The organism is Chryseobacterium barbadense (assembly GCF_042849955.1).
Taxonomy (GTDB): Bacteria; Bacteroidota; Bacteroidia; order Flavobacteriales; family Weeksellaceae; genus Chryseobacterium.
The window spans coordinates 67,829-91,473 of record NZ_BAAFHL010000002.1 but is presented as its reverse complement, the minus strand read 5'-3'; the positions used below and the strand labels follow the sequence as shown (position 1 = coordinate 91,473).

Annotated in this window: 24 protein-coding genes; 11 read left to right on the top strand and 13 right to left on the bottom strand. The window is 37.2% G+C overall.

Annotated features, from left to right (window positions below):
- Nucleotides 1-34: 34 nt before the first annotated feature.
- The 4 genes from ACGHIN_RS02705 to ACGHIN_RS02690 form a co-directional block, all read right to left on the bottom strand.
- Nucleotides 35-673: a DUF5683 domain-containing protein gene (locus tag ACGHIN_RS02705; RefSeq protein WP_390450582.1), complete on the bottom strand. Its 639-nt coding sequence runs from the start codon at nucleotides 671-673 to the stop codon at nucleotides 35-37.
- Nucleotides 674-1,564: a ParB/RepB/Spo0J family partition protein gene (locus ACGHIN_RS02700; RefSeq protein ID WP_123262971.1), complete on the bottom strand. Its 891-nt coding sequence runs from the start codon at nucleotides 1,562-1,564 to the stop codon at nucleotides 674-676.
- A gap of 40 nt (nucleotides 1,565-1,604) precedes the next feature.
- Nucleotides 1,605-2,378 (bottom strand): ParA family protein, encoded by a 774-nt coding sequence (locus tag ACGHIN_RS02695; protein ID WP_123262970.1) that lies wholly within the window; start codon nucleotides 2,376-2,378, stop codon nucleotides 1,605-1,607.
- A gap of 166 nt (nucleotides 2,379-2,544) precedes the next feature.
- Nucleotides 2,545-3,375, bottom strand: a complete 831-nt coding sequence (locus ACGHIN_RS02690; RefSeq protein ID WP_390450580.1) for an energy transducer TonB — start codon at nucleotides 3,373-3,375, stop codon at nucleotides 2,545-2,547.
- Nucleotides 3,376-3,767: 392 nt separating this feature from the next.
- On the opposite strand from ACGHIN_RS02690, the gene ACGHIN_RS02685 reads away from it, so the two are divergent.
- The 4 genes from ACGHIN_RS02685 (at nucleotide 3,768) to ACGHIN_RS02670 (ending at nucleotide 8,869) form a co-directional block, all read left to right on the top strand.
- On the top strand, nucleotides 3,768-5,378 hold the full coding sequence (locus tag ACGHIN_RS02685; protein ID WP_390450579.1) for a hypothetical protein: 1,611 nt from the start codon (nucleotides 3,768-3,770) through the stop codon (nucleotides 5,376-5,378).
- 81 nt (nucleotides 5,379-5,459) lie between these two features.
- On the top strand, nucleotides 5,460-7,331 hold the full coding sequence (locus ACGHIN_RS02680; protein WP_390450577.1) for a hypothetical protein: 1,872 nt from the start codon (nucleotides 5,460-5,462) through the stop codon (nucleotides 7,329-7,331).
- Nucleotides 7,332-7,471: 140 nt separating this feature from the next.
- Entirely contained in the window at nucleotides 7,472-8,308 is an 837-nt protein-coding gene (locus ACGHIN_RS02675; protein ID WP_390450576.1) for an N-acetylmuramidase domain-containing protein, read from the top strand.
- A gap of 12 nt (nucleotides 8,309-8,320) precedes the next feature.
- Entirely contained in the window at nucleotides 8,321-8,869 is a 549-nt protein-coding gene (locus tag ACGHIN_RS02670) for a TIGR02594 family protein (RefSeq protein ID WP_390450574.1), read from the top strand.
- A 37-nt stretch (nucleotides 8,870-8,906) separates the two neighbouring features.
- On the opposite strand, the gene ACGHIN_RS02665 is transcribed toward ACGHIN_RS02670, so the two are convergent.
- Entirely contained in the window at nucleotides 8,907-10,193 is a 1,287-nt protein-coding gene (locus ACGHIN_RS02665) for an adenylosuccinate synthase (protein ID WP_390450572.1), read from the bottom strand.
- A 194-nt stretch (nucleotides 10,194-10,387) separates the two neighbouring features.
- On the opposite strand from ACGHIN_RS02665, the gene ACGHIN_RS02660 reads away from it, so the two are divergent.
- Both ACGHIN_RS02660 and ACGHIN_RS02655 read left to right on the top strand, forming a co-directional pair.
- Nucleotides 10,388-10,636, top strand: coding sequence for a type II toxin-antitoxin system ParD family antitoxin (locus ACGHIN_RS02660; protein ID WP_390450571.1), 249 nt, complete (start codon nucleotides 10,388-10,390; stop codon nucleotides 10,634-10,636).
- On the top strand, nucleotides 10,636-10,935 hold the full coding sequence (locus ACGHIN_RS02655) for a type II toxin-antitoxin system RelE/ParE family toxin (RefSeq protein ID WP_390450569.1): 300 nt from the start codon (nucleotides 10,636-10,638) through the stop codon (nucleotides 10,933-10,935). Before ACGHIN_RS02660 ends, ACGHIN_RS02655 begins: the two co-directional genes overlap by 1 nt.
- A 59-nt stretch (nucleotides 10,936-10,994) precedes the next feature.
- Here the strand turns inward: ACGHIN_RS02655 and abc-f are convergent, their stop codons facing one another.
- Nucleotides 10,995-12,584 (bottom strand): ribosomal protection-like ABC-F family protein, encoded by a 1,590-nt coding sequence (gene abc-f / locus ACGHIN_RS02650; protein WP_390450567.1) that lies wholly within the window; start codon nucleotides 12,582-12,584, stop codon nucleotides 10,995-10,997.
- Nucleotides 12,585-12,918: 334 nt separating this feature from the next.
- On the opposite strand from abc-f, the gene ACGHIN_RS02645 reads away from it, so the two are divergent.
- The 3 genes from ACGHIN_RS02645 to obgE all read left to right on the top strand — a co-directional run bounded on the left by ACGHIN_RS02645 (nucleotide 12,919) and on the right by obgE (nucleotide 15,163).
- Nucleotides 12,919-13,473, top strand: a complete 555-nt coding sequence (locus tag ACGHIN_RS02645) for a phosphoribosyltransferase (RefSeq protein ID WP_123262961.1) — start codon at nucleotides 12,919-12,921, stop codon at nucleotides 13,471-13,473.
- Between the two features lie 47 nt (nucleotides 13,474-13,520).
- Nucleotides 13,521-14,099 (top strand): adenylate kinase, encoded by a 579-nt coding sequence (locus ACGHIN_RS02640; RefSeq protein ID WP_390450565.1) that lies wholly within the window; start codon nucleotides 13,521-13,523, stop codon nucleotides 14,097-14,099.
- Between the two features lie 80 nt (nucleotides 14,100-14,179).
- Complete coding sequence (gene obgE / locus ACGHIN_RS02635; protein WP_390450563.1) at nucleotides 14,180-15,163, top strand: GTPase ObgE; 984 nt, start codon at nucleotides 14,180-14,182, stop codon at nucleotides 15,161-15,163.
- 63 nt (nucleotides 15,164-15,226) lie between these two features.
- Here the strand turns inward: obgE and ACGHIN_RS02630 are convergent, their stop codons facing one another.
- A complete protein-coding gene (locus tag ACGHIN_RS02630) occupies nucleotides 15,227-15,958 on the bottom strand; it encodes a class I SAM-dependent methyltransferase (protein WP_390450562.1) in 732 nt (243 codons plus the stop codon).
- 191 nt (nucleotides 15,959-16,149) lie between these two features.
- Between ACGHIN_RS02630 and ACGHIN_RS02625 the strand changes: the two genes are divergently transcribed.
- Both ACGHIN_RS02625 and ACGHIN_RS02620 read left to right on the top strand, forming a co-directional pair.
- Complete coding sequence (locus ACGHIN_RS02625; protein ID WP_390450560.1) at nucleotides 16,150-16,638, top strand: DUF6438 domain-containing protein; 489 nt, start codon at nucleotides 16,150-16,152, stop codon at nucleotides 16,636-16,638.
- An 83-nt stretch (nucleotides 16,639-16,721) separates the two neighbouring features.
- A complete protein-coding gene (locus ACGHIN_RS02620; RefSeq protein ID WP_390450558.1) occupies nucleotides 16,722-18,032 on the top strand; it encodes a DEAD/DEAH box helicase in 1,311 nt (436 codons plus the stop codon).
- A gap of 3 nt (nucleotides 18,033-18,035) precedes the next feature.
- Here the strand turns inward: ACGHIN_RS02620 and ACGHIN_RS02615 are convergent, their stop codons facing one another.
- The 6 genes from ACGHIN_RS02615 to ACGHIN_RS02590 all read right to left on the bottom strand — a co-directional run bounded on the left by ACGHIN_RS02615 (nucleotide 18,036) and on the right by ACGHIN_RS02590 (nucleotide 23,642).
- On the bottom strand, nucleotides 18,036-19,106 hold the full coding sequence (locus tag ACGHIN_RS02615) for an acyltransferase family protein (protein ID WP_390450556.1): 1,071 nt from the start codon (nucleotides 19,104-19,106) through the stop codon (nucleotides 18,036-18,038).
- The gene (locus tag ACGHIN_RS02610) at nucleotides 19,107-19,871 is read right to left on the bottom strand and encodes a TatD family hydrolase (protein ID WP_390450555.1); all 765 of its coding nucleotides are present in this window, start codon (nucleotides 19,869-19,871) and stop codon (nucleotides 19,107-19,109) included.
- Between the two features lie 5 nt (nucleotides 19,872-19,876).
- Nucleotides 19,877-20,404, bottom strand: coding sequence for a DUF4269 domain-containing protein (locus ACGHIN_RS02605; protein WP_390450553.1), 528 nt, complete (start codon nucleotides 20,402-20,404; stop codon nucleotides 19,877-19,879).
- The gene (locus ACGHIN_RS02600) at nucleotides 20,397-21,356 is read right to left on the bottom strand and encodes a GSCFA domain-containing protein (RefSeq protein WP_390450551.1); all 960 of its coding nucleotides are present in this window, start codon (nucleotides 21,354-21,356) and stop codon (nucleotides 20,397-20,399) included. Before ACGHIN_RS02600 ends, ACGHIN_RS02605 begins: the two co-directional genes overlap by 8 nt.
- 70 nt (nucleotides 21,357-21,426) lie before the next feature.
- A complete protein-coding gene (locus ACGHIN_RS02595; RefSeq protein WP_390450549.1) occupies nucleotides 21,427-22,398 on the bottom strand; it encodes a polyprenyl synthetase family protein in 972 nt (323 codons plus the stop codon).
- 101 nt (nucleotides 22,399-22,499) lie between these two features.
- Entirely contained in the window at nucleotides 22,500-23,642 is a 1,143-nt protein-coding gene (locus ACGHIN_RS02590; protein WP_390450547.1) for an inorganic phosphate transporter, read from the bottom strand.
- Nucleotides 23,643-23,645: the final 3 nt, after the last annotated feature.

The following is a 23,645-nucleotide window of genomic DNA, read 5'->3' as shown; positions in this document are numbered from 1 at the left end:
AAGTATTCAATAAAAACGTATTCAATATTAATTTTTAAAATCTGTAACTTAAACTCAGGCCTGTTTTAGGAGGTGCCATTCCATACTGATCCTGGATTACGGCTGGATTTAAAGACAGATCAGGGTCATGACGGCTTTCATAAAGATGAGCATCTACCACCGCATCTACAACATTCAATATATATATGAGCGCTGTAAAGGCAATAGCATAATCTCTTTGCCTTTTCGCTCTATCCTGGGCATTTCCCAACGCTACTTTATCCAAGTTAGGGTGACTATCGACAAATTCGTTAGGAGTCCCGTTTAATTTGGCAATGTAATATTCTCTGTATTTTCTGTATTGCTTATCATTCCAGACCGCAATTCCTACTCCTGCTCCCACAGCTCCCCAAACGATAGGAATTTTCCAGTATTTTTTATTGTAATACTGTCCTAATCCGGGAAGAACTGCAGAATATAATCCTGCTTTTGTAGGATTCAGCTTAAGGGTCTGTTTGGTGGGCCCGTTCGCATTTTCAAGATCAGCAATGATCTGGGATTCGGATTTCGCAGGTTTTGCCGCAGAGATACTGTCTTTCGGATGATATTCCACCCGAATGGTATCATTGGGATTAACCTGTGAATATGCCGTCACGAACAGGCATAAGAAAAGTGTGAAAAGTATTTTTTTCATTTATTTAATATGGGATAAAATATATTCCAGCTCATCTTCATTTTTGAAGTCCAGAACAATTTTACCTTTTTTACCATTTCCGGAGGTTTTGATCTCCACTTTTACGTCTAAGATATCAGCAATTGTTTTCTGAGCTCTTTTATAGTTGTTAGACAGTTCCGGCTTCGCTTTTTTAGCTGCGGGTGATTTCGGGTTTTTAAGAAGTGCGGACGCCTGTTCGGTTTGGCGAACATTCAACTGTTCCTTGATGATCTTATCAAAAAGAATTTGCTGTAATTCATCATTTTCCAAGCTTATGATGGCTCTACCATGTCCTGCAGAAATTTCACCGCTTCGGATCGCATTCTGTATATCCGGGCTTAATCTTAATAATCTGATGGAATTGGTAATGGTACTTCTGTCTTTTCCCACTCTCTGGCTCAGATTTTCCTGCGTCATCCCGATTTCATCCAAAAGCCTTTGGTATGTTAGTGCGATTTCAATGGAGTCAAGATCTTCTCTCTGGATATTTTCCACAAGAGCCATTTCCAACAGTTCCTGATCGTTAACCAAACGGATGTAGGCAGGAATAGAGGTAAGACCTGCCAATTTACTGGCTCTGTAACGTCTCTCCCCGGATATGATTTCAAACTTTTCCCCATCTTTTCTTAAGGTAATCGGCTGGATCACGCCTAAGTTTTTGATAGACTGGGCAAGTTCATTTAATGCTTTTTCGTCAAAATAAGTTCTTGGCTGGGTAGGATTCGGGTAGATATCCTCTATAGACACTTCTACAATATTCCCTACAAATTTATCTGCCCCTTCATCGGTAGCAGAGTTGATTGTCGCTTTGGATTCGGCACTTAAAATAGCGCCCAAACCACGTCCCATAGCTCTTTTTTTGTCCTTCATATTATACTTCAAGCTTTAAGCTTATGGCTTTAAGCTATTTTTAATTCTTTACTAATTTTTCGTTCTTCAACAGCACTTCTTCCGCCAATTGGATATACTGGATGGCTCCTTTACTTTCGGCATCATAATTCAGGATGCTCTCTCCGAAACTTGGTGCCTCACTCAATCTTACATTTCTGCTGATGATGGTTTCAAAAACCATTTCAGGGAAGTGTGCATTTACTTCTTCCACTACCTGGTTAGACAATCTTAATCTGCTGTCATACATGGTAAGAAGCAATCCTTCAATATCTAAATCCTTGTTATGGATCTTCTGTACATTTTTAATGGTATTCAGGAGTTTCCCTAATCCTTCCAATGCAAAATACTCACACTGGATCGGGATAATTACCGAATCTGCTGCTGTAAGTGCGTTAACGGTGATCAAACCTAAGCTTGGTGCACAGTCGATAATGATGAAATCATAATCATCTCTTACACTCTGCAATGCCTGCTTCAGCATATATTCCCTATCTTCCTTGTCTACCAGCTCAATTTCTGCCGCTACCAGGTCAATATGTGAAGGAACAATATCCAGATTAGGTGTACTTGTTTTTTGGATACAACTTTTCGTGTCTACACTATGCTCCAATAAATTGTAAGTGGAATACTGCACTTCCTCAACACCCAGGCCGGATGTTGCATTCGCCTGAGGATCAGCATCAATAATTAATATCTTCTTTTCCAATACCCCTAATGCCGCGGCCAAATTTACAGCTGTTGTTGTTTTTCCAACTCCCCCCTTTTGATTAGCGATACCTATGATTTTTGCCATTATTAGAACTTTAAGCTTCAAAAATACACTTTTTTCTTTGCTCTTCGTGAACGGTGAAAACTAAATTGAGTTAAAATATTGTTAATAAGAGTTTTATGCATTAAAAAAATTATCCACAAAAAATAGCTCTTTGTGGATAACTGTTCAAGATTTGTAATTAATAATATTATTCAAATTTCATTGAAATCGGAAATTTGAAATAGCTTCTTACGGCTTCTCCTTTTTTATTTTTTCCAGGGACCCATTTCCCTCTGATCGATTTAATGGTTCTGATAGCTTCATTATTAAAATCTGCGTCTCCTCCATTGGCTTTGATTCCGGAAATAGTCCCGTCAGTTTCCACAATAAAGGTAATGGTTGTTTTCATCAGATCTCCGCTTCCTTCGAAACCGGAACCGTCAAAGTTGCTGATTACTTTATTTCTGAAGGCATTGATTCCGCCTACGAAATCTGCTTCAACAGCAGGTACTTCAATTACATCAGGATTCTTTTTTTCAACAGGTGGTTGTGGCGGCTTCACTTCAGGCACAATAGGTCCTCTTCCGGTATTTGAAGTTGGAGGAACATAATCATCTGTTTTTGTCGGAGGTGCATTAAAATTGTCAACAGGTCCGGCAACAGCATCATCAGGTACTTTTTCTGTTTTTTTATCAGGAGCCTTAATTGATGGTGTAGGAACAGCATCAATATATGTTCTCACTTCAGGACGCGCAGGCTGTACTGCTGGCGGCTTTACTTCAGGAGGGTTAACGTCCACAGGATCCAAAATAAATGGCCCTTCAGGGGTCGTAGTTATTACAATGGGTTCAGTTTTAAACGCCGAGATCACCATTGGAGTAATTGAAATCGCAGCCAATAAACCAACGCCTACAAAGAGTGCTTTCGTTAGTAGTCTGTCTGATTCATTTCTTAATACATAGGCACCGTATTCCTTATTGCGGTGCTCAAAAAGAATTTCATTCAAGCGAAATTCTTGGCTTTCGTGTAGGTGTTTCATCACTAGTAAAATATTTAAACTGTTAATACTTGTGATTATTAGTTTTTCAATGCTTATCAATAAGTATTATACCAATATCAAAATATTTGCCAAAATTTTGCCAAAACCTCATCATTTTATAAAAAATTATACCAGCATTTTAAATTTAACTATGCATACAATAATAATCTATTAACAATAAGATTGTTACAGTTTTTATTTAACAACAATAATTATTAAAAATTTAAAAAAATTCAACATAAAATAAAAAACAGTAAAAACCACATCCTCAAAATCGGAAAAACACTGAGATATTTTTTCTGAACCCAAAATACATTTGTACCATACAAAACAAACAAAAAAGGGAAAGCTGAAAACCTAACAGAGTAAGCACTATTTAAAAACTGATAATTATGCCAACTTTAACACAAGAAGCAAAATCCAACTCACTAATGAGTATGCTATTGAAGCAAGTTTATGACACTGTAACCAACGGAGGGAATCCTGATTCTTTAGGACCGGATGATTTCATTGCCTTTGATCCGGTAGGGATTACTCTTTCTGAAGACACTTTCGATTATGCGCTTAACGGGCTTTTCGGAGATGCTCCATCACCAAAACCAATGCTTGACGGGACAGGGAAACCGATCCTTGATGCCAATGGAAATCCTAAAGTAGATATGGAAGCCTACCAAAACGCTTTATCTAACAGCAAATTCAGAAAATATCTTCAAATGGAGCAATTTGCTGCCATGGTAGATGTAGTTCCTTCTCAACTTCCCCCTCTTACACCGGACGGAAACGGAAGATCTATGACTATTATGAGTGTTATGAACGACTCCCAGAAAAGAGTTTCTAAAGTATATGAGGATCTTTTACAGTGGTCTGTAGTTGTAGACACTCAGTTTGATGAAAAGGTTGAAAAGAAACTGGATTCTTTAAGAGATAAATTATTCAAAATTAAAAAAGTAAAAAATCCAGACTTTGATGAAAATGCACCGGTAGACGATATGAATAAGCCGGAAATCTTCCACACTTTCGTATCTCCAACATATGCCAAATATATCGAGTATCAAATGAAATACTATGATGTGGTAGATGCCAACAACGAAATCAGAACCGCTGCTGATAATGGAGACGCGGAAGCTATGGCTAAGCTTTCCATCGACGGTAAAAACATGAAAAAGCGTGAAGATGCAGCTTTAAAAGCATGGCAGTCTTTAGGATATAAAGAAGCAGTGGAAAGAATTCAGAATTACCTGAGCGAAATTGAAGAAAAGCATATGCTTGTTATCAAGAAAAGAATTCAGTCTGAGTTCAGAAACAGCCAGAGAACAAGAGTGCTGGACTACACCAACTACTCTCCTTCTATTCCGGTTGCTGCTAATGCTTTGAAAGAATCTAAAGGATGGCCAACCATTACCATTACGGAAGGTGAATCCAATTATGACTATTCAAAAACAGTTCATAACTGGAGTGCAGCCGGAGGATTCAGCATGGGAATTTTCTCTATCGGAGCCAAAGGTGGAGGAAAACACGAAAAAACTAAAGTGAATACAGATTACACGAATATGAAGATCTCTTTCAAATTAGGAAAAGTAAGAGTGGAAAGAGGTTGGTTCAATCAACAGTTCGTAGAATCTAAATACTGGAAGTTACACGAGCAATCTCCACAAGCATTGAACGGAGATATGATCAGCGACGGTAAGGGTAAAGGATTAATGCCTTCTATCATTACAGAATTGATTATCGCTAAAGATGTTTCTCTGGATTTCACCAATAACAGTACAGCATTCACGGATGTTAAAAATTCAGTAAGCTCAGGAGCAGCCGTGGGGATCGGACCTTTCGTATTCGGAGGCAGCTACAGCTATGACAACCAGGATGTAAAATCCAATGCAAAATGGAATGGTAAGAAATTAACTTCAGACGGAATCTACATCATCGGTTACAAATGCCACGTAGTTCCAAAATCTCCAAACCCAAATCCGGAGATCAAGAAGTGGACAGACGGAAAATCATAATATCTTCTCTATAAATGAGTAACCGGCAGGAGCTTTTCCTGTCGGTTATTTCCCAAAAACTAATTACCAAAACTAATAGCCATGAAATATTTTATTGCCGTTTACCAAAAGCTGAAAAACATTTATATGTCACAAAGCTCCATGGAAAACGATTTACCGATGATCTGTCCTTCTTTGAGAATCTATGAAAATGAAGACCTTGAATTACTGAAACCTCAAAGCCTGCTTAATGATGAGCAAAAGAAAGCGCTCTCCATTATTAAAAAACAAAATATGGCTTATGAGCTTAATTCCGTGCCCATTTCTTCCAATTTCTGGGATCTGAATCCTAACAATTCTCTTTTTGATATTTACAGGGACATCCTTGAAAAAAATAATCTGAAAAATATTGAGGAACACCTGGACAAAGTACTGGAAACCAAAAGCACCATTCTTTTTGATGCTAAAAACAACGATACCAAAGAGTTTAAAGCTTATAAAAAGTATCGAACCAACCACGAAACTGCTGTCAACAATATCACTTCCCATCTGGAATTGTTTGACGGATTGGACACAGATGAAGAAAAAAACAACTGGAACGATCAGCTGATCCACCTTAACAATATAAAAGAGCTTGCTTTTTCCGAATGGAAAGTAAAAGGCAATAAAGATATCATTGAAAAAGAACTTGCCAAGATCAACAAAGCAACAGAAGCGGATCTGTATGTGGCGATGGCTCAAAATGCCAGAAATACTTTTGAAGCTGCTGAAAAAACAGATGTCATCAACCAGGCGTCCATCCATGATATTAATTTCATCCCATATGATTTTATGGAAAATGAATCGGGATGGAACAGCATGCGAATTGAAAAGTCTGAGCTGGAAGGATTACATTCTGAAGCCAAGAATGCTACGGAAAATCTGCCTTCTGAAATTCTCTCCATCGATTATGATGAAAGCATGATCGAAGCTGTGGAACTTGAGTATTCTTTTGTGCATTTAAAAAGAAGCTGGTTTAATAAAAATTTTATGCTGTCTTCTGTATTTGAGTGGAATGAGCCTAAAAAAATATCGGACGGAATGACGATTTCCAATGATTTCAAACTACCTGCATTCCCCAAAACAATGATGCTGATGAAAAACCTTAAGATCATTCTGAATCCGGCGATTAATAGTGAAGCGATAAGCAATCCGAATCAGCTGGTATATTTTGGTCCGCTGGTCATGAAGCAACAGGTTTTTGTGAATAAAAATAACAATCAAAAGTTTTTAAAAGCCATTACTAATGTGAAGACGATCAAATCTGATCAGCTTAATTATATGGCTAAAAAAACGGCGACTGTTGAAACCATGAAAATGACTCCCGTGAATGATATTGCTGTAAAGCCAGCCGTTGTTGAACCAACACCTACTCCTGCGCCAGAAGCGATGAAAGCCGCAGCCAGCACTGCTTTTGTTAACAAAATCAATCTGGGTGGAATGATGGGCGGAATCAAGATTCCTGCAACCCATGGAGCAAGCCCTGTACAGCCAACCCCAAAACCAGTAACCCCTTCTCCAAATCCCATTAAAGTTCCTTGGGGAACATGGGGTCCTAAATACCCAACTACTCCTATTCCAACCACCCCGCCACCTCCACCGCCTACCGGAGCGAATGTACAGTTCAAGATTTTGGATAAAATGAATAACGAACCTATTTACAAATGTGCGCTTTCGATCAAAGGAACCAATAACAACCGGATTTTTGAGATCGAATCCAATGAAATAGGAATCATCAACCAGTTTATTCCTATCGGGGATTACAGCATCGAGCTCAGAATTGATGATTATGCTGTACTGCAGCAGAATTTCAGTGTGACCAATGCGAATCCATTGTCCCTGGAATATAAACTTCAAAGAGAGGAAGTGAAATTCAAATCGTTCTTCCTGATTGGCATGATCTGCGAAAGAATGCCTAAAATACCTATGAATTAGTAGTATTTGTACTCATGTATTCATGTATTATGTATTAATGATTAAAGAGTTTATGTGTAGATTTTGCCTTTATTTATTAACTCGAATCCCGAAACACGAAACTCATACAACCCGAACTTATAACTCAAAAAACTAAAACCATGAAACTTTTAAAATATTACACAAAATCTCCGGAAGTTCTCACCCTCTGTGAGCTTCTTTACAAACTGGGATATAATATCCGGATCTCTGATTCTTTCAACCTGGAAGTTGATGCTGCCGTAAAGGATTTTCAAAAGAAAAACTTTTTGGTGGTGGATGGGATTGTAGGGGTAAAAACCTGGACGATGCTCCTTGAAAAAACTGCTGCTCCGGTAAGCTCCATAAGCTCCACTGATAAATTCTTAAAGGAAAGCGACCTGATGGGTTTTGCCGACCAATACGGTCTTGAATTGGCTGCCGTAAAAGCCGTCAACGAAATTGAAAGCAGCGGAAAAGGATTTTTAATCAACAATAAACCTAAGATCTTATTTGAAGGACATATTTTCTGGAATGAACTGAAGAAAAGAGGTATTAATCCGAGTTCTTTTTACAATGCCAATAATAAAGATGTTTTATACCCTAAATGGACCAAAATTTATTATCAGGGAGGAGTAAAAGAATATGACAGGCTCAACGAAGCCATTTCATTGGGAAGCGATCCAAAATTTAAGGACGCAGCATTGTGTTCTGCTTCCTGGGGATCATTTCAGATTATGGGATTCCATGCTAAAAATCTTGGGTATTTCGATGTGAATGAATTTGTTTCCAAAATGGAGATCAATGAAGGGGAACATCTGAAAGCATTCGGGAAATTCCTTGAGAAAAACGGACTTTTAATCCATTTAAGAAATAAAAACTGGGCAAATTTTGCCAAAGGATACAATGGCGGCGGGTACAAGCTCAATAAGTATGATGAAAAACTGGCGAAAGCATACGCTAAATATTCTAAAAACTAAACACTTATAACCATGGCACTTACAAAACAATATGAATGGCTCGTGAAAGAAAACGGGCCTATCATGATCAAACAGGCACTGAACCTTTTCGGTACTACAGAAGTACCCGGTGCGGGAAATAATGCAACCATTTTATCTTGGGCACAGGAAGTAGGGCAAGACCCGATGTACAATGGCGTTAAAAAATTCTACAATGCCGATTCTATTCCCTGGTGCGGGCTTTTTATGGCGGTTGTAGCCAAAAGAAGCTCCAAGCAGATTGTTAAAGATCCTTTATGGGCCTTGAACTGGGGAAATTTCGGGAAACATACTCCTACCCCAATGCTAGGCGACGTGTTGGTTTTCATCCGAAACGGCGGTGGACATGTCGGACTGTATGTGGGTGAAGATTCCACCTGCTTTCACGTATTGGGCGGAAATCAAAGTGACAAAGTCTGCATTACCAGAATTGAGAAAAAGCGGCTTTATACCGCCAGAAGACCAAACTACATCAACCAACCTGTTAACGTAAGGAAAATTTCACTTTCTTCTTCAGGCACCGTTTCAAGCAACGAGGCCTAATAAAAAATCCTGCTTTCGCAGGATTTTCTTTTTTATCTTAGAATAATTCTTTTCTGATGATGTTCTGACTTCTTTCAGGTCCCACAGAAACCAGGTATACATTGATTCCTAAGTATTGCTCAATAAACTCAATGTATTTCTGAGCATTGGCAGGAAGTTCATCGTAGCTTCTCGCTTTTGTGATGTCTTCTGTCCACCCCGGAAGCTCTTCATAGATCGCTTCGTAGTCGTAAAGCTTTGTTGTTGAAGAAGTGAAATAATCGATGATTTTCCCATCTTCTGTTTTATACTTGGTAGCGATCTTCAAAGTATCAATTCCTGTAAGAACGTCTAGTTTTGTAATAACAAGGTTGTTGATCCCGTTGATCATACAAGCATGCTTCAAAGAAACCAGATCTAACCAACCTGTTCTTCTTGGTCTGCCTGTCGTCGCTCCAAATTCGTGTCCGATCTGTCTGATCTTCTCGCCTAATTCATTATCCAGTTCAGATGGGAAAGGTCCGTTTCCTACTCTTGTACAATATGCTTTGGCAACACCAATTAAGTTTTGAAGAGATGTCGGCGGAACTCCTGCTCCTGTACAAACTCCTCCTGTAGACGGAGAAGATGAAGTTACGTAAGGATACGTTCCGAAATCGATGTCCAACATCAACGCCTGAGCTCCTTCGAATAAAACATTCTTTCCTTCGTGGATCGCTTCGTTCAATTCCAGTTCCGTATCAACAATTCTGTCCTGAAGCTGTTTTCCGATCTCTAAAAACTCATTGTAAATTTCTTCAACATCTAAAGCCGGCTTTCCGTAATATTTTTCAAACAGAGAATTCTTAACTCTTAAGTTTTTCTCAATTTTCTCTCTTAAAATTTCAGGATTTAAAAGGTCTACCATTCTGATTCCCACTCTTGCGATCTTATCTTCATAGCAAGGTCCGATTCCTTTTTTGGTAGTTCCGATTTGTGTTCCTCCGTGCTCTTCTTCACGGTACGTATCCAGCAAAATGTGGTAAGGCATGATCACATGCGCTCTTCTGCTGATAAAAATGTGGTCTGTTCTTAAGCCTTTGCTTTCAATTTGATTAACCTCCTTAATAAAAGATTTAGGATTGACCACTACTCCGTTCGCAATGATACATTTCCCTTTGCACTGAAGAACTCCCGATGGAAGAAGGTGCAACACAAATTTTTCTTCACCTACATAAACGGTATGACCTGCGTTGTCTCCCCCCTGGAAACGTACAACGTAATCCGATTTAGCCGATAAAACATCTGTGATTTTTCCTTTACCTTCATCTCCATACTGAAGACCTACAACTACGTAAGTTGACATATTTTACTTTTGTTTTTAGATTCGTGCAAAATTACTTTTAAAAAATTGGGTGAGCAAATTTGTGGGGAATTTTATTTTTTGGGTGGGTGGAAATCATGTTGTTGACAATAATTATATCAAAACTAATAGTTTGTTTATCTACATCTATTTGATTAAATACCAAGAATTGGTATATTTGATTCAAAATTATAATTATGGCAAAAAATACATCCATACTTTTAGGTGATTATTTTGATAATTTTATTAATCAGCAGATTAAATCCGGAAGATTTTCTTCTGCAAGTGAAGTGGTGAGAGCTGCTTTACGAATGTTTGAGTATGAAGAATCTAAAAAAGCAGAACTCATCAACGAATTAAAAAAAGGGGAGAAATCTGGTTTTACTGAAAATTTTGACCGCAAAGAATTTTTAGATAACCTTCACCAGAAACATACTGCTGAATAATGAAATATAAAATCAGCAAAGAAGCTTTAAACGATTTAGAAAAAATTTGGCTATATACATTTGAAGTGTGGTCAAAAGAGCAGGCAGATCATTATTTCAATTTATTCATAGATGAAATTGAATATTTATCCGAAGATCCAAAATCAGGAAAAGATTACAGTGAAATCAGAAAAGGATATTTCCGTTCGAGGGTAAAATCGCATTTTATCTTTTATAAAATTAATCTTAAAAATGAAGAGATTGAAATCATCAGAATTCTTCATCAACAAATGGATATTTCATCAAGGTTAGACGAATAAAAAGCAAACCTTACAGGTTTTAAAAACCTGTAAGGTTTCAGACTGCAAGAAATCTCTTTTTAATCCAAAATAATTTCTCCACTTACTCCAACCTCCTTCACAAACACCCCATCATGCGAAATCACCAGCAAAGTTCCGCGATAATCTTTGATAGAATTTGTTAAAATCTCCACATTTTGAAGGTCTAAATTATTCGTTGGCTCATCGAGGATAATCATATCCGGAGCTTTATTACTGATAGAAAGTCCGCATAGAAGGATGCGCAGACGTTCTCCCCCACTCAGAACATCACATTTTTTGTCCCACGTCTCTTTTCCAAATAAAAATCTGGATAATAAGGTTTTCACTTCAAATTCCTGCAGGGCGTTATCATTGAACTGTTGCACAAACTCATATACTGTGGCATTTCTATCGATCAGAGAATATTCCTGGTCAATATACATCGTCTGAAAATCTGATCTTGTAACTTTCCCGGAAGAAGGTTCCAAATCTCCCAACAACAGCTTTATTAAAGTCGTTTTTCCGGAACCGTTGGAACCTTTGATGAAAATCCTGTCACCACTCCGGATTTCAAGACTGAGATTTTCTTTCCAGAGATTTTCTTCGCCATATTTAAAATTAATTTCCTCCGCAGAAACCAGAATTTTTCCGGAATGCAGATTCGAATCATTAAAATTCACTTTCATCTGGTCAGAATTCCTTACAGACGAACGCAATTCCCGCAAATCCCCGGAAATATCATTGATTTTCTCGGCATGAACGCTTTTCAATTTGGAAGTATTTTTTTCCGCATTATTCCGCAGCGTATTCATCATGATTCTCGCCACGCCTGATTTCTCCTGTTTTCCTTTTCCTCTTGCATCGAGCTTCTGTTTCCGTTCCAGTGTTTCACGTTCCTTTTCTTTCGCCTTTTTCAGTGCCCGTTCTTTGGAATGAATATCATTTTGCAATGCCTCATTTTCGATTTCTTTTTGTTCAGCATAAAAATCATAATTCCCACCATACGTAGAAATTCCCTGATTGCTCAATTCAAAAATAGTATCCACTAAATTCAGCAAAGTCCGGTCATGACTCACAATTACAACTGTAGAACTTGTTTTTTGGATGAATTCATATAATAAATTCCGACCTTCCCAATCCAGATGATTCGTGGGCTCATCCAATAAAATAATATCCGGCTGATTGATCTGAATTCCGGCAAGAAAAACCTTTGTCTTTTGTCCGCCACTCAGGCTTTTCAGTTTTTGGTGTAAGTCCACATTCTCAAGTTTCCAGTATTGTAAGGCATTCTGACAGCGTTCTTCAATGTCCCAGTCATCATTCAAGGTTTCAAAATAGATGTCATCCACTTCCCCATTGGTAATTTTTTGAAGCGCTTCTAATTTTTTGTCAATTTTCAGGCATTCGGCAACGGTCAGGTGATTAAAATTCCCAAACATTTGCGGAACATATAACAGATCACCTTGAATATTGATATTTCCTTCCAGAAGTTCAATTTCACCGGCAATCAGTTTCAGTAAGGTGGATTTTCCCATGCCGTTACTTCCGACCAAAGCCGATTTGGTATGAGATGGTATCGTTAAATTTATAGAATTAAAAAGCAGATTCCCCGCAGGAAACCCAAAGGATATATGATGTAGAAAAAGCATGATTTCTTTCTTAATTAAGGTTAAACTTCAATAACCGAATGGTTATTTTTAATTAAAAATCCGAAAGAAACTGTATCCTACATGTCTGTTATTTTGGGGTTTGTGAGTTACAAAGATAGTGATTTGTTTTAAATTTGCTTTTTTATCTTTCAGTTTGTCATTCTGACGAAGGAAGAATCTCTTATCCTCTATCCATAACTTGTCAATAGATTCTTCATTCCACTTCGTTTCATTCAGAATGGCATTTCAACTTAAATCCTTTTCGGAATCTGAAATAAAACAGGAAAATATTTTCATCAAAAATCCGTAACTTTGCCTCCTACTAATTTTATTTATGGAAAGCATTCAAGTTCACGACAAAACTTTCGTTCCTTATCTGAAGGACGCCGAAATTCAGGAGATTGTAAAAGCTACGGCTTTAAAAATTTATGAAGATTACAAGGATGAAGTTCCTGTTTTCATTGGTGTTTTGAATGGAGTGATCATGTTCTTTTCTGATCTTTTAAAATATTATCCGGGAGAATGCGAAATTGCCTTCATCCAGATGAGTTCTTACGTAGGAACAGAATCTACCGGGATTGTTTACCAGAAAATGGAGCTTACCAAAGACGTGAAAGACCGTCACATTATTCTTGTTGAAGATATTGTGGATACAGGAAACACGGTGGAAAGCCTTTTCAAATATTTCAAGGAAACACAGCGTCCAAAATCCGTAAAACTGGCTTCATTCCTATTAAAACCTGAGGTGTATAAGAAAGATTTCAAACTGGACTACATTGGAAAAGAAATTCCTAACAAGTTTGTTCTTGGTTATGGATTGGATTATGATGAATTGGGAAGAAACTTACCGAATTTATATCAGCTGGAAGAAGGAAAAATCAACGAATAATTTCAAAATCTGAAATTCAATTTTAAAAATATCTAATTAAGTAAAAAATGATAAACATTGTTCTGTTCGGCCCTCCAGGAAGTGGAAAAGGAACACAAGCACAAAACTTGATCGAAAAATTCAATCTAAAGCAGGTTTCTACCGGTGATCTTTTCAGATACAACATGAAAAATGATACGGAACTTGGAAAACTGGCTAAGTCTTATATCGATAAAGGCGAATTGGTTCCGGACCAGGTAACAACAGATATGCTGATCGATGAGATCAGAAAGCCTACCGATACGAACGGATTTATTTTTGACGGGTACCCAAGAACTGTTGCTCAGACGGAAGCGTTGGAAAAAATCGTTAAAGAAGAGCTGAATGATGAGATTGATATCTGCCTTTCTCTGATCGTGGAAGATAAGATTTTAGTGGAAAGATTGCTAAAAAGAGGGGAAACCAGCGGAAGATCAGACGACAGCAATGTAGAGATCATTGAAAACAGAATTAAAGAATATTATACGAAAACAGCGGAAGTTGCCGAGCTATACAAGCAACAAGGTAAATATGTAGAGGTAAACGGTGTGGGAGAGATTGATGAGATTGCCCAAAAATTGTTTGCTGAAGTAGAGAAAATTAAATAGTTAAAAGTGATGAGTGATGAGTTATAAGTTTTTACAATTCATACTCATAATTCATAACTCATAACTCCTAATTATAAGAAATGTCAAATTTTGTAGATTACGTAAAGATTCATTGTAAAAGCGGACACGGCGGTGCAGGTTCTGCCCATCTTCGCCGTGAAAAGTATATCCCAAAAGGTGGTCCTGATGGTGGAGACGGGGGACGCGGCGGACACATCATCATGAAAGGAAATGCCCACGAATGGACTTTACTCCCTCTTCGTTATACCCGTCACGTAAAAGCGGAACGCGGTGAGAACGGAGGTAAAAATCAGTTGACAGGGGCTTTCGGTGCTGATGTTTATATTGAAGTTCCCATTGGTACCATCGCTAAAAATGAAGATGGCGAGATCATCGGGGAAATTTTAGAGGACGGACAGGAAATCATTCTGATGCACGGTGGAAAAGGTGGTTTAGGAAATGAGCATTTCAAATCTTCTACCAACCAGACTCCCAGATATGCGCAACCGGGGCTTCCTGGTGAAGAAGGCTATATTACTTTTGAGCTTAAAATTTTAGCAGATGTAGGATTGGTAGGATTCCCGAATGCCGGAAAATCGACTCTTCTGGCTTCCGTTTCAGCTGCAAAACCTAAAATTGCCAATTATGCATTTACAACATTAACGCCCAATTTAGGAATTGTAGATTACAGGAATTACAAATCTTTTGTAATGGCAGATATTCCGGGGATTATTGAAGGTGCTGCAGAAGGAAAAGGTCTTGGACACCGATTTTTGAGACATATCGAAAGAAACGCTATCCTTTTATTCCTGATTCCTGCAGATTCTGAAGATCATTTCCAGGAGTTCAAAGTTTTGGAAAATGAGCTGAAGGAATATAACCCTGAACTTCTTGATAAGGATTTCATTATTTCTATTTCAAAATCCGATCTTCTGGATGATGAGCTGAAGAAAGAAGTGGCGGCAGAATTCCCTGAAAACAGACAGCCTTTGTTTTTCTCAGGGGTTACCGGTGAAGGTCTCACCGAATTGAAAGATGCAATCTGGAAAAAATTACACGGATAGAATCCATATAAAAAAGGATCAACAAATTGTTGATCCTTTTCTGTTTTTATCAGGCCGACTTTTCTATTTCCTGCAAATAATGATTTTTTCATTAGCGGAAAGTCCATAAAAGTCATCAGCCGCAAAAGTTCTGACTTCTGTTTGTAATCCTGCTTCTTTTAATCTGTTTTCCAACCCTGATACTGAATAAATCCTCACATGATTATCCTGACCGAAGTATTTCAACCTGTCTTCGGGAGTGGTAATAGTATAATCTTCATATATTTCCCCTTCTTTAAAAGGGGTTTGTACCAACAAAGTGCCTCCCGGCTTCAGTACTCTGTGCAATTCTTTCATGGCTTCAGTATCTTCAATGATGTGTTCCAGAATATGATAGCATGTGATAAGATCAAATGTATTGTCTTCAACATTAATATTTCTGATATCAAAATGGTAGTCTGCCAGAAAATCATCTTCATAATCTGAAGAAAAATACTGAATATTTTTATCTGCTTTTAATTTTTTATACAAAACCCTGAAAGGAGAAAAATCCAGGAAAGACATATCAGGCTTTAAAAACTCTGTTTCCAAAAGCTTATACAGTCTTCTTATTCTTGGAATGCTGCCACAAACAGGACATATCTTTTCCCCGTTCGGTAATTCTGCAAACCCTTTCAGTTGTGTGCCGCAAATATTACATCCATTATTATTTCCCCTATAAAAAGGAACTAATAATTTCCTGAATTTTTCTTCATTATTAATAAGTACTTTTTCGGGAATTAGATTTTTTGCAACAGTTTTTAAGAAGTTATACATGGGAAAAAGGTGAAGTAAATTATACGAATTAATCTGATCAGAAAAAGTTTATTGTTCCAATATCCTGTAGGTGCTACCCTGCAAATATATAACAAATTAATTGATAAACCCGGACCGGTTTCATCACTTCATTTCTTTATTCTTTTAATGTTTTTGGAACAATTCTTGACAGACCTCCATAAAATTGAATTATGAAATATGTACTAAGTCTTTTTGCCTTTGTCTTTTTATTTTCATGCACTGCACAGAAAACACAATCGAAATTTGCTACAATTGAATATGAAGCCGGAGCATGTTTTGGCTTCTGCCCTATTTTTAAAATGACCATTAATCCGGACAGAACGGCCGTTTTAGAAGCGGAACATTTTAATTTCACCAAAGATCCGTCAAAAGCTGAGTTTTCCAAAGAACGGGAAGGGACTTTCAAAGCTACGATTAAGGAAGCAGATTATAACAAACTGATTTTATTACTGGATGGACTGGATGTAAAGAATTTACAGGACAACTATGGAAATCATAATATTACAGATCTTCCGTCCTCTTATCTCAGAATCAATTTTACGGATGGAAGTTCTAAAAATGTAGAAGATTACGGAAAGAACGGCAGCGAAAAATTATCACAGGTCTACCAGTTTTTTGAAGATTTGAAACATAATCAGCAGTGGACTAAAGTGAAATAAGCTTTTTAAAATATTTAGACTACCTTTGCATAAGCTAATTCCTTCAATGTGAAGGAATTTTCATTTAATTAAAAACAATTCATTTGAATTTTACAGATCTAAACTTAATAGAATCCATTGCAAAAGCAATCAAGGAACAAGGATATACCCATCCAACCCCAATTCAGGAAAAATCCATTCCTGAAATTTTAAAAGGAAAAGATTTCCTGGGATGTGCACAGACTGGTACAGGAAAGACGGCGGCTTTTGCTATACCTATCTTACAGAACTTAACAAACAGCAAAACGCCCAATCGTCATATAAAAGCTCTTATTCTTACTCCTACCAGAGAATTGGCCATACAGATCGAAGAAAACATCAATGCGTATGGTAAATACCTCCCATTGAAAGAGCTTGTTATTTTTGGCGGTGTGAAACAGGGAAACCAGGAAGCGGCTTTAAGAAAAGGCGTTGATATTTTAGTGGCAACACCGGGAAGATTGCTTGACTTTATTTCCCAGGGAATTATCAGCCTAAAAAATATTGAAATCTTTGTTCTAGACGAGGCGGACAGGATGCTTGACATGGGCTTTGTACATGATGTAAAGAGGATTATTAAACTTTTACCTCAAAAAAGACAATCTCTTTTCTTTTCAGCGACGATGCCTGCAGAAATCCAGAAGCTTGCGGATTCTATTTTAAGCAATCCCGTAAAAGTTGAAGTAGCTCCGGTATCTTCTACTGCTGAGACCATCAAACAATCGGTTTACTTTGTAGAAAGGGAAAACAAGCTGAATCTTCTTACCCACATTCTTCAAAATGACATTTCCGATTCTGTTCTTGTATTTGCAAGAACGAAACACGGAGCAGATAAAATCACAAAAAAACTTGTAAAGAGTAATATTTCGGCTCAGGCTATTCACGGAGACAAATCACAGAACGCAAGACAGAATGCGCTGAATAATTTCAAATCAGGAAAAACCAGGGTTCTTGTGGCTACTGATATTGCTGCAAGAGGGATCGATATTGATGAATTAAAATTCGTTATCAATTTTGAACTTTCTGACGTCTCCGAAACCTATGTACACCGAATCGGAAGAACGGGAAGAGCCGGTGCGGAAGGAACTTCTATTTCTTTTGTCGACGGATTAGATTTATTAAACCTTAAAAATACCGAAAAGCTGATCGGAAAAAAGATCCCTGTGATTAAAGACCATCCTTTCCATACGGATGATCTGGTGGCACAGAAAAGAGATTCCAATAATAAGCCAGTACCTGCAGGTGGTGAGAAACCAGCTTCCCCGTCTTTATCAAGGGGATCCGGAAACAAGAACAAAAACAATAAGAAACCCGGTGCATCAGCCTCTTTGGGATATAAAAAACCCAAGAATAAGAATTTCACCAGAAAAAAATAACATCTATTGTGATGCTGGTCTGAACTTACTTTTTAAGGTAAGGAATTTCTTTTCATAGTATTTGTACGAAAGATGAGATATGAATACAGTGATCAATATGATCAATAGAAAACTCGAAACAATAACTATAGGTACACTTATATTATATTGAGCTGTCAGCTTTAGAAATATAAAACCCATAGGCTGCATAACAATGGCGTGGTACATATAAATTCCATAAGATATTTTTCCCAGATAGATCAGTTTTTTATTCTCAAAAAAACTGATCTGCTTTTGGGTAAATGAAATAAGAAATACGCCAAATAAAACCATACTGAAAAGATGATATGGTAGTCCTTCCATCATATTGGTAAAAAAGTCGGTTGTAAAATAAACCAATAACAGAATATAGCTTATACTCCGGATAATACCGGGAAACATAAATCCTCTTCCTGCGATTAAAGAGCACCACCCCGCAAAAGAGAAATAAAAAAACATCATGTTATATTTTCTGAAAAAATCAAATTCCGGAAAATAATATACGCCAATAAATAAAAAGCTGAACAGTAATAAAAATATTCTGATATTTTTCTGCGGCATTAAGAGAATAAGAGGTGCAATTAAGAGGTAAAACTGTTCTTCAACCCCTATAGACCAAAGTATTTCAAGAATCCCTCCGGGACTATAGGTAGCAAAAATATTTGGAAAAAATGTAAACAAAAGAACTGCTCCTTCCCACAAATTATAATTTATTGCAAAATCAAATCCTATTTTGGGAAGTAGCACATTATAATATAACAATCCTACAATGGCTACCAGATAATACAGTGGAAAAATTCTGAGTATCCGTCTCATATAGAAATTTTTCAGATTGATACTTCCTGAATCTGTCTTTTCTTCAAACAACTGCCTGATGATCAGAAAACCGCTCAAAGAAAAAAACATGAATACAGCCTCACTTCCTTTATTAAATACAGGTAGTTCATTATAAGCCGGTAATCCTCTGTTTTTAAAAAATTGGGGGATATGAAAGATCATAACTAACAATGCCAGAAAGAATCTTAAGGAGGTAATGTTAGGAAGAGTCCTCATCATTTATTTACCAAAAATATTTTTTGCATTTTCAGTCGTAATTCTATCAATTTCAGAAAATTCTTTTCCATAAATATCCACCAGTTTTCCTGCCACCAGATCAAGATAAGAGCTTTCGTTTCTTTTACCTCTGTGCGGAACCGGAGCCAGATAAGGGGAGTCTGTTTCCAGAACGATTTTTTCTAAAGGAATCTCATGGAGAAACTGGTCTATTTTTCCATTTTTAAAGGTGACTACTCCACCGATTCCAAGAATGAAATTCAGATCAATGGCATGGTTTGCCTGCTCCAGATTTCCTGAGAAGCAATGAAAGATTCCACAAAGTTTCGGATGTTTTTTTCTTTCCAGCACTTCAAAGACCTCATCAAAGCTTTCTCTGGTATGAATAACGATAGGTAGATCTTTTTCAATAGCCCAGTCGATCTGCTGTTCAAAAGCTTTTATCTGAATATCTAACGTTGTTTTATCCCAATACAGATCAATTCCGATCTCCCCGATCGCAGGGAAGGCCCTCTGATCAAGATAGTTTTTTACAATTTCCAATTCTTTTTCCCAGCTTTCCGGCTTTACATAACAAGGATGCAGTCCCATCATGGAAAAAATATGCCCGGGATATTCCGACTCTAATTGAAGCATTTTTTCATGCGACTCTGAATCTATAGCCGGAAGATAAAATTCCGTAATTCCTTTATCCAAAGCTCTCTGAATAGCTTCTTTTCTATCTTCATCAAATTCTTCTGCGTATAAATGAGTATGTGTATCAATCATTTCTTTTACATTTTTAATAGATCTTCATAAGGATTTTCCAGATTGAGCAACATTCCGAAAGCAGGCTCAGTTTTGATTCCTTTTTTCTTTAATTCTATTATTTTCCGTTTAAATTCTTCTCCTTTTTCTTTTAATATTCTGTATTCCGCGATCATATGTCGATAAGCATTCTGCTCAACGGTTGGTGTATTCTGTACGAAGATTTCAATGGGAAATTCCTCCAGCATAAAGTTGATCACAATAGTTTTTTTACCGTTTACAACCATATTTTCAACCTTAACTTCAGCATCATATGGAATCAAACCGCTTAATGCCACCATTTCCAGAAAATCATTTTCACACTCCAGATCATCTTCACAAATAATATCCAGATCGCTGGTTTCAATATCAATTCCAAGCGGAATTGTTCCGGTAAGAATGGGAGAACAGCCATTTAGTTTTTCAAAAACCTGATATTTTTTCAAGACTTCGTAAGCTCTTCTCTGCTTTTCATTACCTTCTTTCAGGTAATCAATTCTGGTAAAGTCAATCATTTGAAAATATCTTATGCTTTACTTTTTTACGCTGAGCTTCAATTCTCTGATCCAATTTTTCTCTGAATTCGATATATTTCGGATCTTTTTTATCTTCCGTTTTATGTTCAAGTGCCTTATTGATCTTAAAATTCTCTTTAATAAATTCCTTGGTTTCTTCAGAAAAATACGCTTTCCCAAATTTCTCAAAAATATAATTAATGGCCTGAGCATTTGGATGAATCATGTCTTCCTTATAAAAGCGATAATCACGAAGATCATCCATTACAATCTCATAAACGGGCAGATAATGACAGTTTTCCAGTCCCGAAATCACTTCATGAACAGCAGTAATCAGTTTGGATTTGCTCAATTGGTTTTCAACCATTCCGTCTTTGGTATGGCGAACCGGGGAAACCGTAAGCAGGATCTGCACATCATCCTTGCAAATATCCTTCAGGTTTAATATGGTATTATAAACCGAGTCCGTAATTTCCTGCTGGGCTAAAAGCCTCTTCTCAAAATATTTCTGTGGAATCTTATGGCAGTTGGCCACCAGCTTTTTCTTAGGAATAAACTCATAAATAAATGAGGTTCCGTAGGTAATGATCACCCAATTGGTTTCCTGAAGAAACTGATTGCCTTCAACTATTTTAGTATTGATCTTTTGTAACGTCTGATGAATATATCGTGTATCAAAACTTGTATGATGATCCAGTGAAATATAAGCATCGTTAAAGGTAATTAAATCCTCTTCCGTATAAAATTCCGAATCGTGAAGCCTTTGTACCGCATTACTGATCGAAAAGGGGTTAAAAACAGTCCCAAAGGGGTTACTCACGGTCTGAAGCTGTCCCTGTTTGAACAAATCCGACATTTCTGAAGCAAAACAAGACCCGATTGAAAATATCTTATCTTCAATTTCTATTTTGTGCTCCGATTCATGAATGTCTACTTCAGTCCTGAATTTCATGGGTATAGATGGTAGGTTCAAGGTGTTAGGTTATAGTTAAATGCTGCAACCTAAAGTCTGCTACCTAAATTTAACTTTCTCTTCTTAACAAATAATTAGCCAGCTCTATAAACGGCTTTTTCTTCTCCTCAGAAATATTGATTCTTTGTAAGTAGCTTTGTCCAATTTCGTTATGCTTTTCAATCAGACGCAATGCTTTTTCATCAACCTTAGTTCTTCTGAAAATCTTTTCAACACCATATACTTTATCAATATTATCGGTTTTTTTAGAATACCAGTAATCCAGCTCTTTCCTTTCTTCATCCGTTCCATGCTCTCTCGCCAGCAAATAAAGAACTGTTTTCTTGTTTTCGTAAATATCTCCTGCATGCTTTTTTCCGAACTGTGCCTGATCACCAAATACATCCAGATAATCATCCATAATCTGGAAAGCGATTCCGATATGTTTTCCGAAATTAAAAATAGCTTTGGCATCCTTAAAATTAGCTCTTGCGATGAGAGCTCCTATTTCAAAGGATGAAGCACTCAAAACCCCTGTTTTATAAGTAATCATTCTGATGTAGTCATCAAATGTTACATTTTCCTGGGTTTCGAAGTTAATATCATATTGCTGTCCTTCGCACAATAATAGCCCTGTATGGGTAAAAATCCTGATGCAGGCTTTGAAAATTTCAGGCTCAAGATCTTCAAAAAATTTATAGGCCTTCAGCATCAATCCGTCACCTGAAAGAATTCCTACATTTAGGCCATGCAATGTATGAATGGTAGGTTTATTTCTTCTCAGGGGAGCTTCGTCCATAATGTCATCATGGATCAAAGTAAAATTATGGAAAAATTCGATAGCCAGTGCCGGTTTCACAGCCTGCTGGAGATCGCCGCCAAATAAATCGCAGGCCATAAGAACCATTATCGGGCGAAGGCGTTTTCCTCCATGAGAGATAATATAGTTCATAGGTTCGTATAATTCGGCAGGCTTGTCTTTGAAGGTATATTTGGTAATGGCTGTTGCAACCATTTGCTGGTATCTGTCTAAAAATTCCATAAAATGCTATAATTTGAACAAAAATACGATTTTTCAAGGCTTTATAAAACAAAAAACTTTGCCTTTCAGGCAAAGTTTTATGATGGTATAAGTATCTTTTCTTATGTTAACCAGGTTACTATAAGATAAGTAATCCCTGCAACGATGGCTGAAATAGGAATCGTTAGTATCCAGGCCCAAAGTAAGCTTACAGTAATCCCCCATCTTACAGCAGAAACTCTTTTCGTTAATCCTACTCCGATAATAGAACCGGTAATGGTGTGGGTGGTAGATACAGGAATACCGAAATGGTCTGTAATGAATAACGTAATAGCACCCGCAGTTTCGGCGCTCACCCCTTCCAAAGAAGTTACTTTTGTAATTTTGGTCCCCATTGTTTTGATGATTTTCCATCCTCCGCTCATCGTTCCTAAACCAATTGCCAGGAAGGAAACCAAAGGAACCCAAAGGTAATGTTCGGCAAAATAATCGAAACGGGCTGCAGATTCAAGATTCACATAAATAGGATCATTCAGCATTTGCACATGATAATAAATCAATGCTGCTCCAATAATCCCCATTACTTTCTGGGCATCATTCAAACCGTGTCCTAAACTGAACAAAGCGGAAGACGCAAGCTGTAGTCTCTTGAATGATTTATCTGCCTTATGAGGGTTTGATTTTTTATACAGGTGGACAATGATCAGGGTGATAATGATTGAAATGATCATCCCGATAATCGGAGCCATGAAAATAAACAAAAAGATAGGAATCACTTTGTTAAATTTCACAACGTCCTGCTTGGTTAATTGATTAAAGGCCAATTTAAGAGTATCAATAAAACCAAGATCAGGCTGACTTGCCACTACATGATGATAATCCATCATAAAGGCATGAGTTAAAGCTGCGCCTAAAAAGCCACCAATCAGAGTGTGTGATGATGATGAGGGAATCCCAAACCACCATGTTAACAGGTTCCAGGCGATAGCTGCAATAAGACCAGAAAATATAACTTCAAGATTGATAAAATTCTCATTAACTGTTTTGGCAATCGTGTTACCAATTTTAAATTCTCCAATTACATACGCAGCTAAGAAAAAAGCTGCGAAGTTCCATAATGCGGCCCAAAGTACAGCCTGGAAAGGAGTTAATACTTTTGTAGAAACTATAGTTGCAATTGAGTTGGCTGCATCATGAAAACCATTGATATAATCGAAGATTAAAGCCAGGGCAATAATAACTATAAGTAAAACCGGAAATTCCATTGT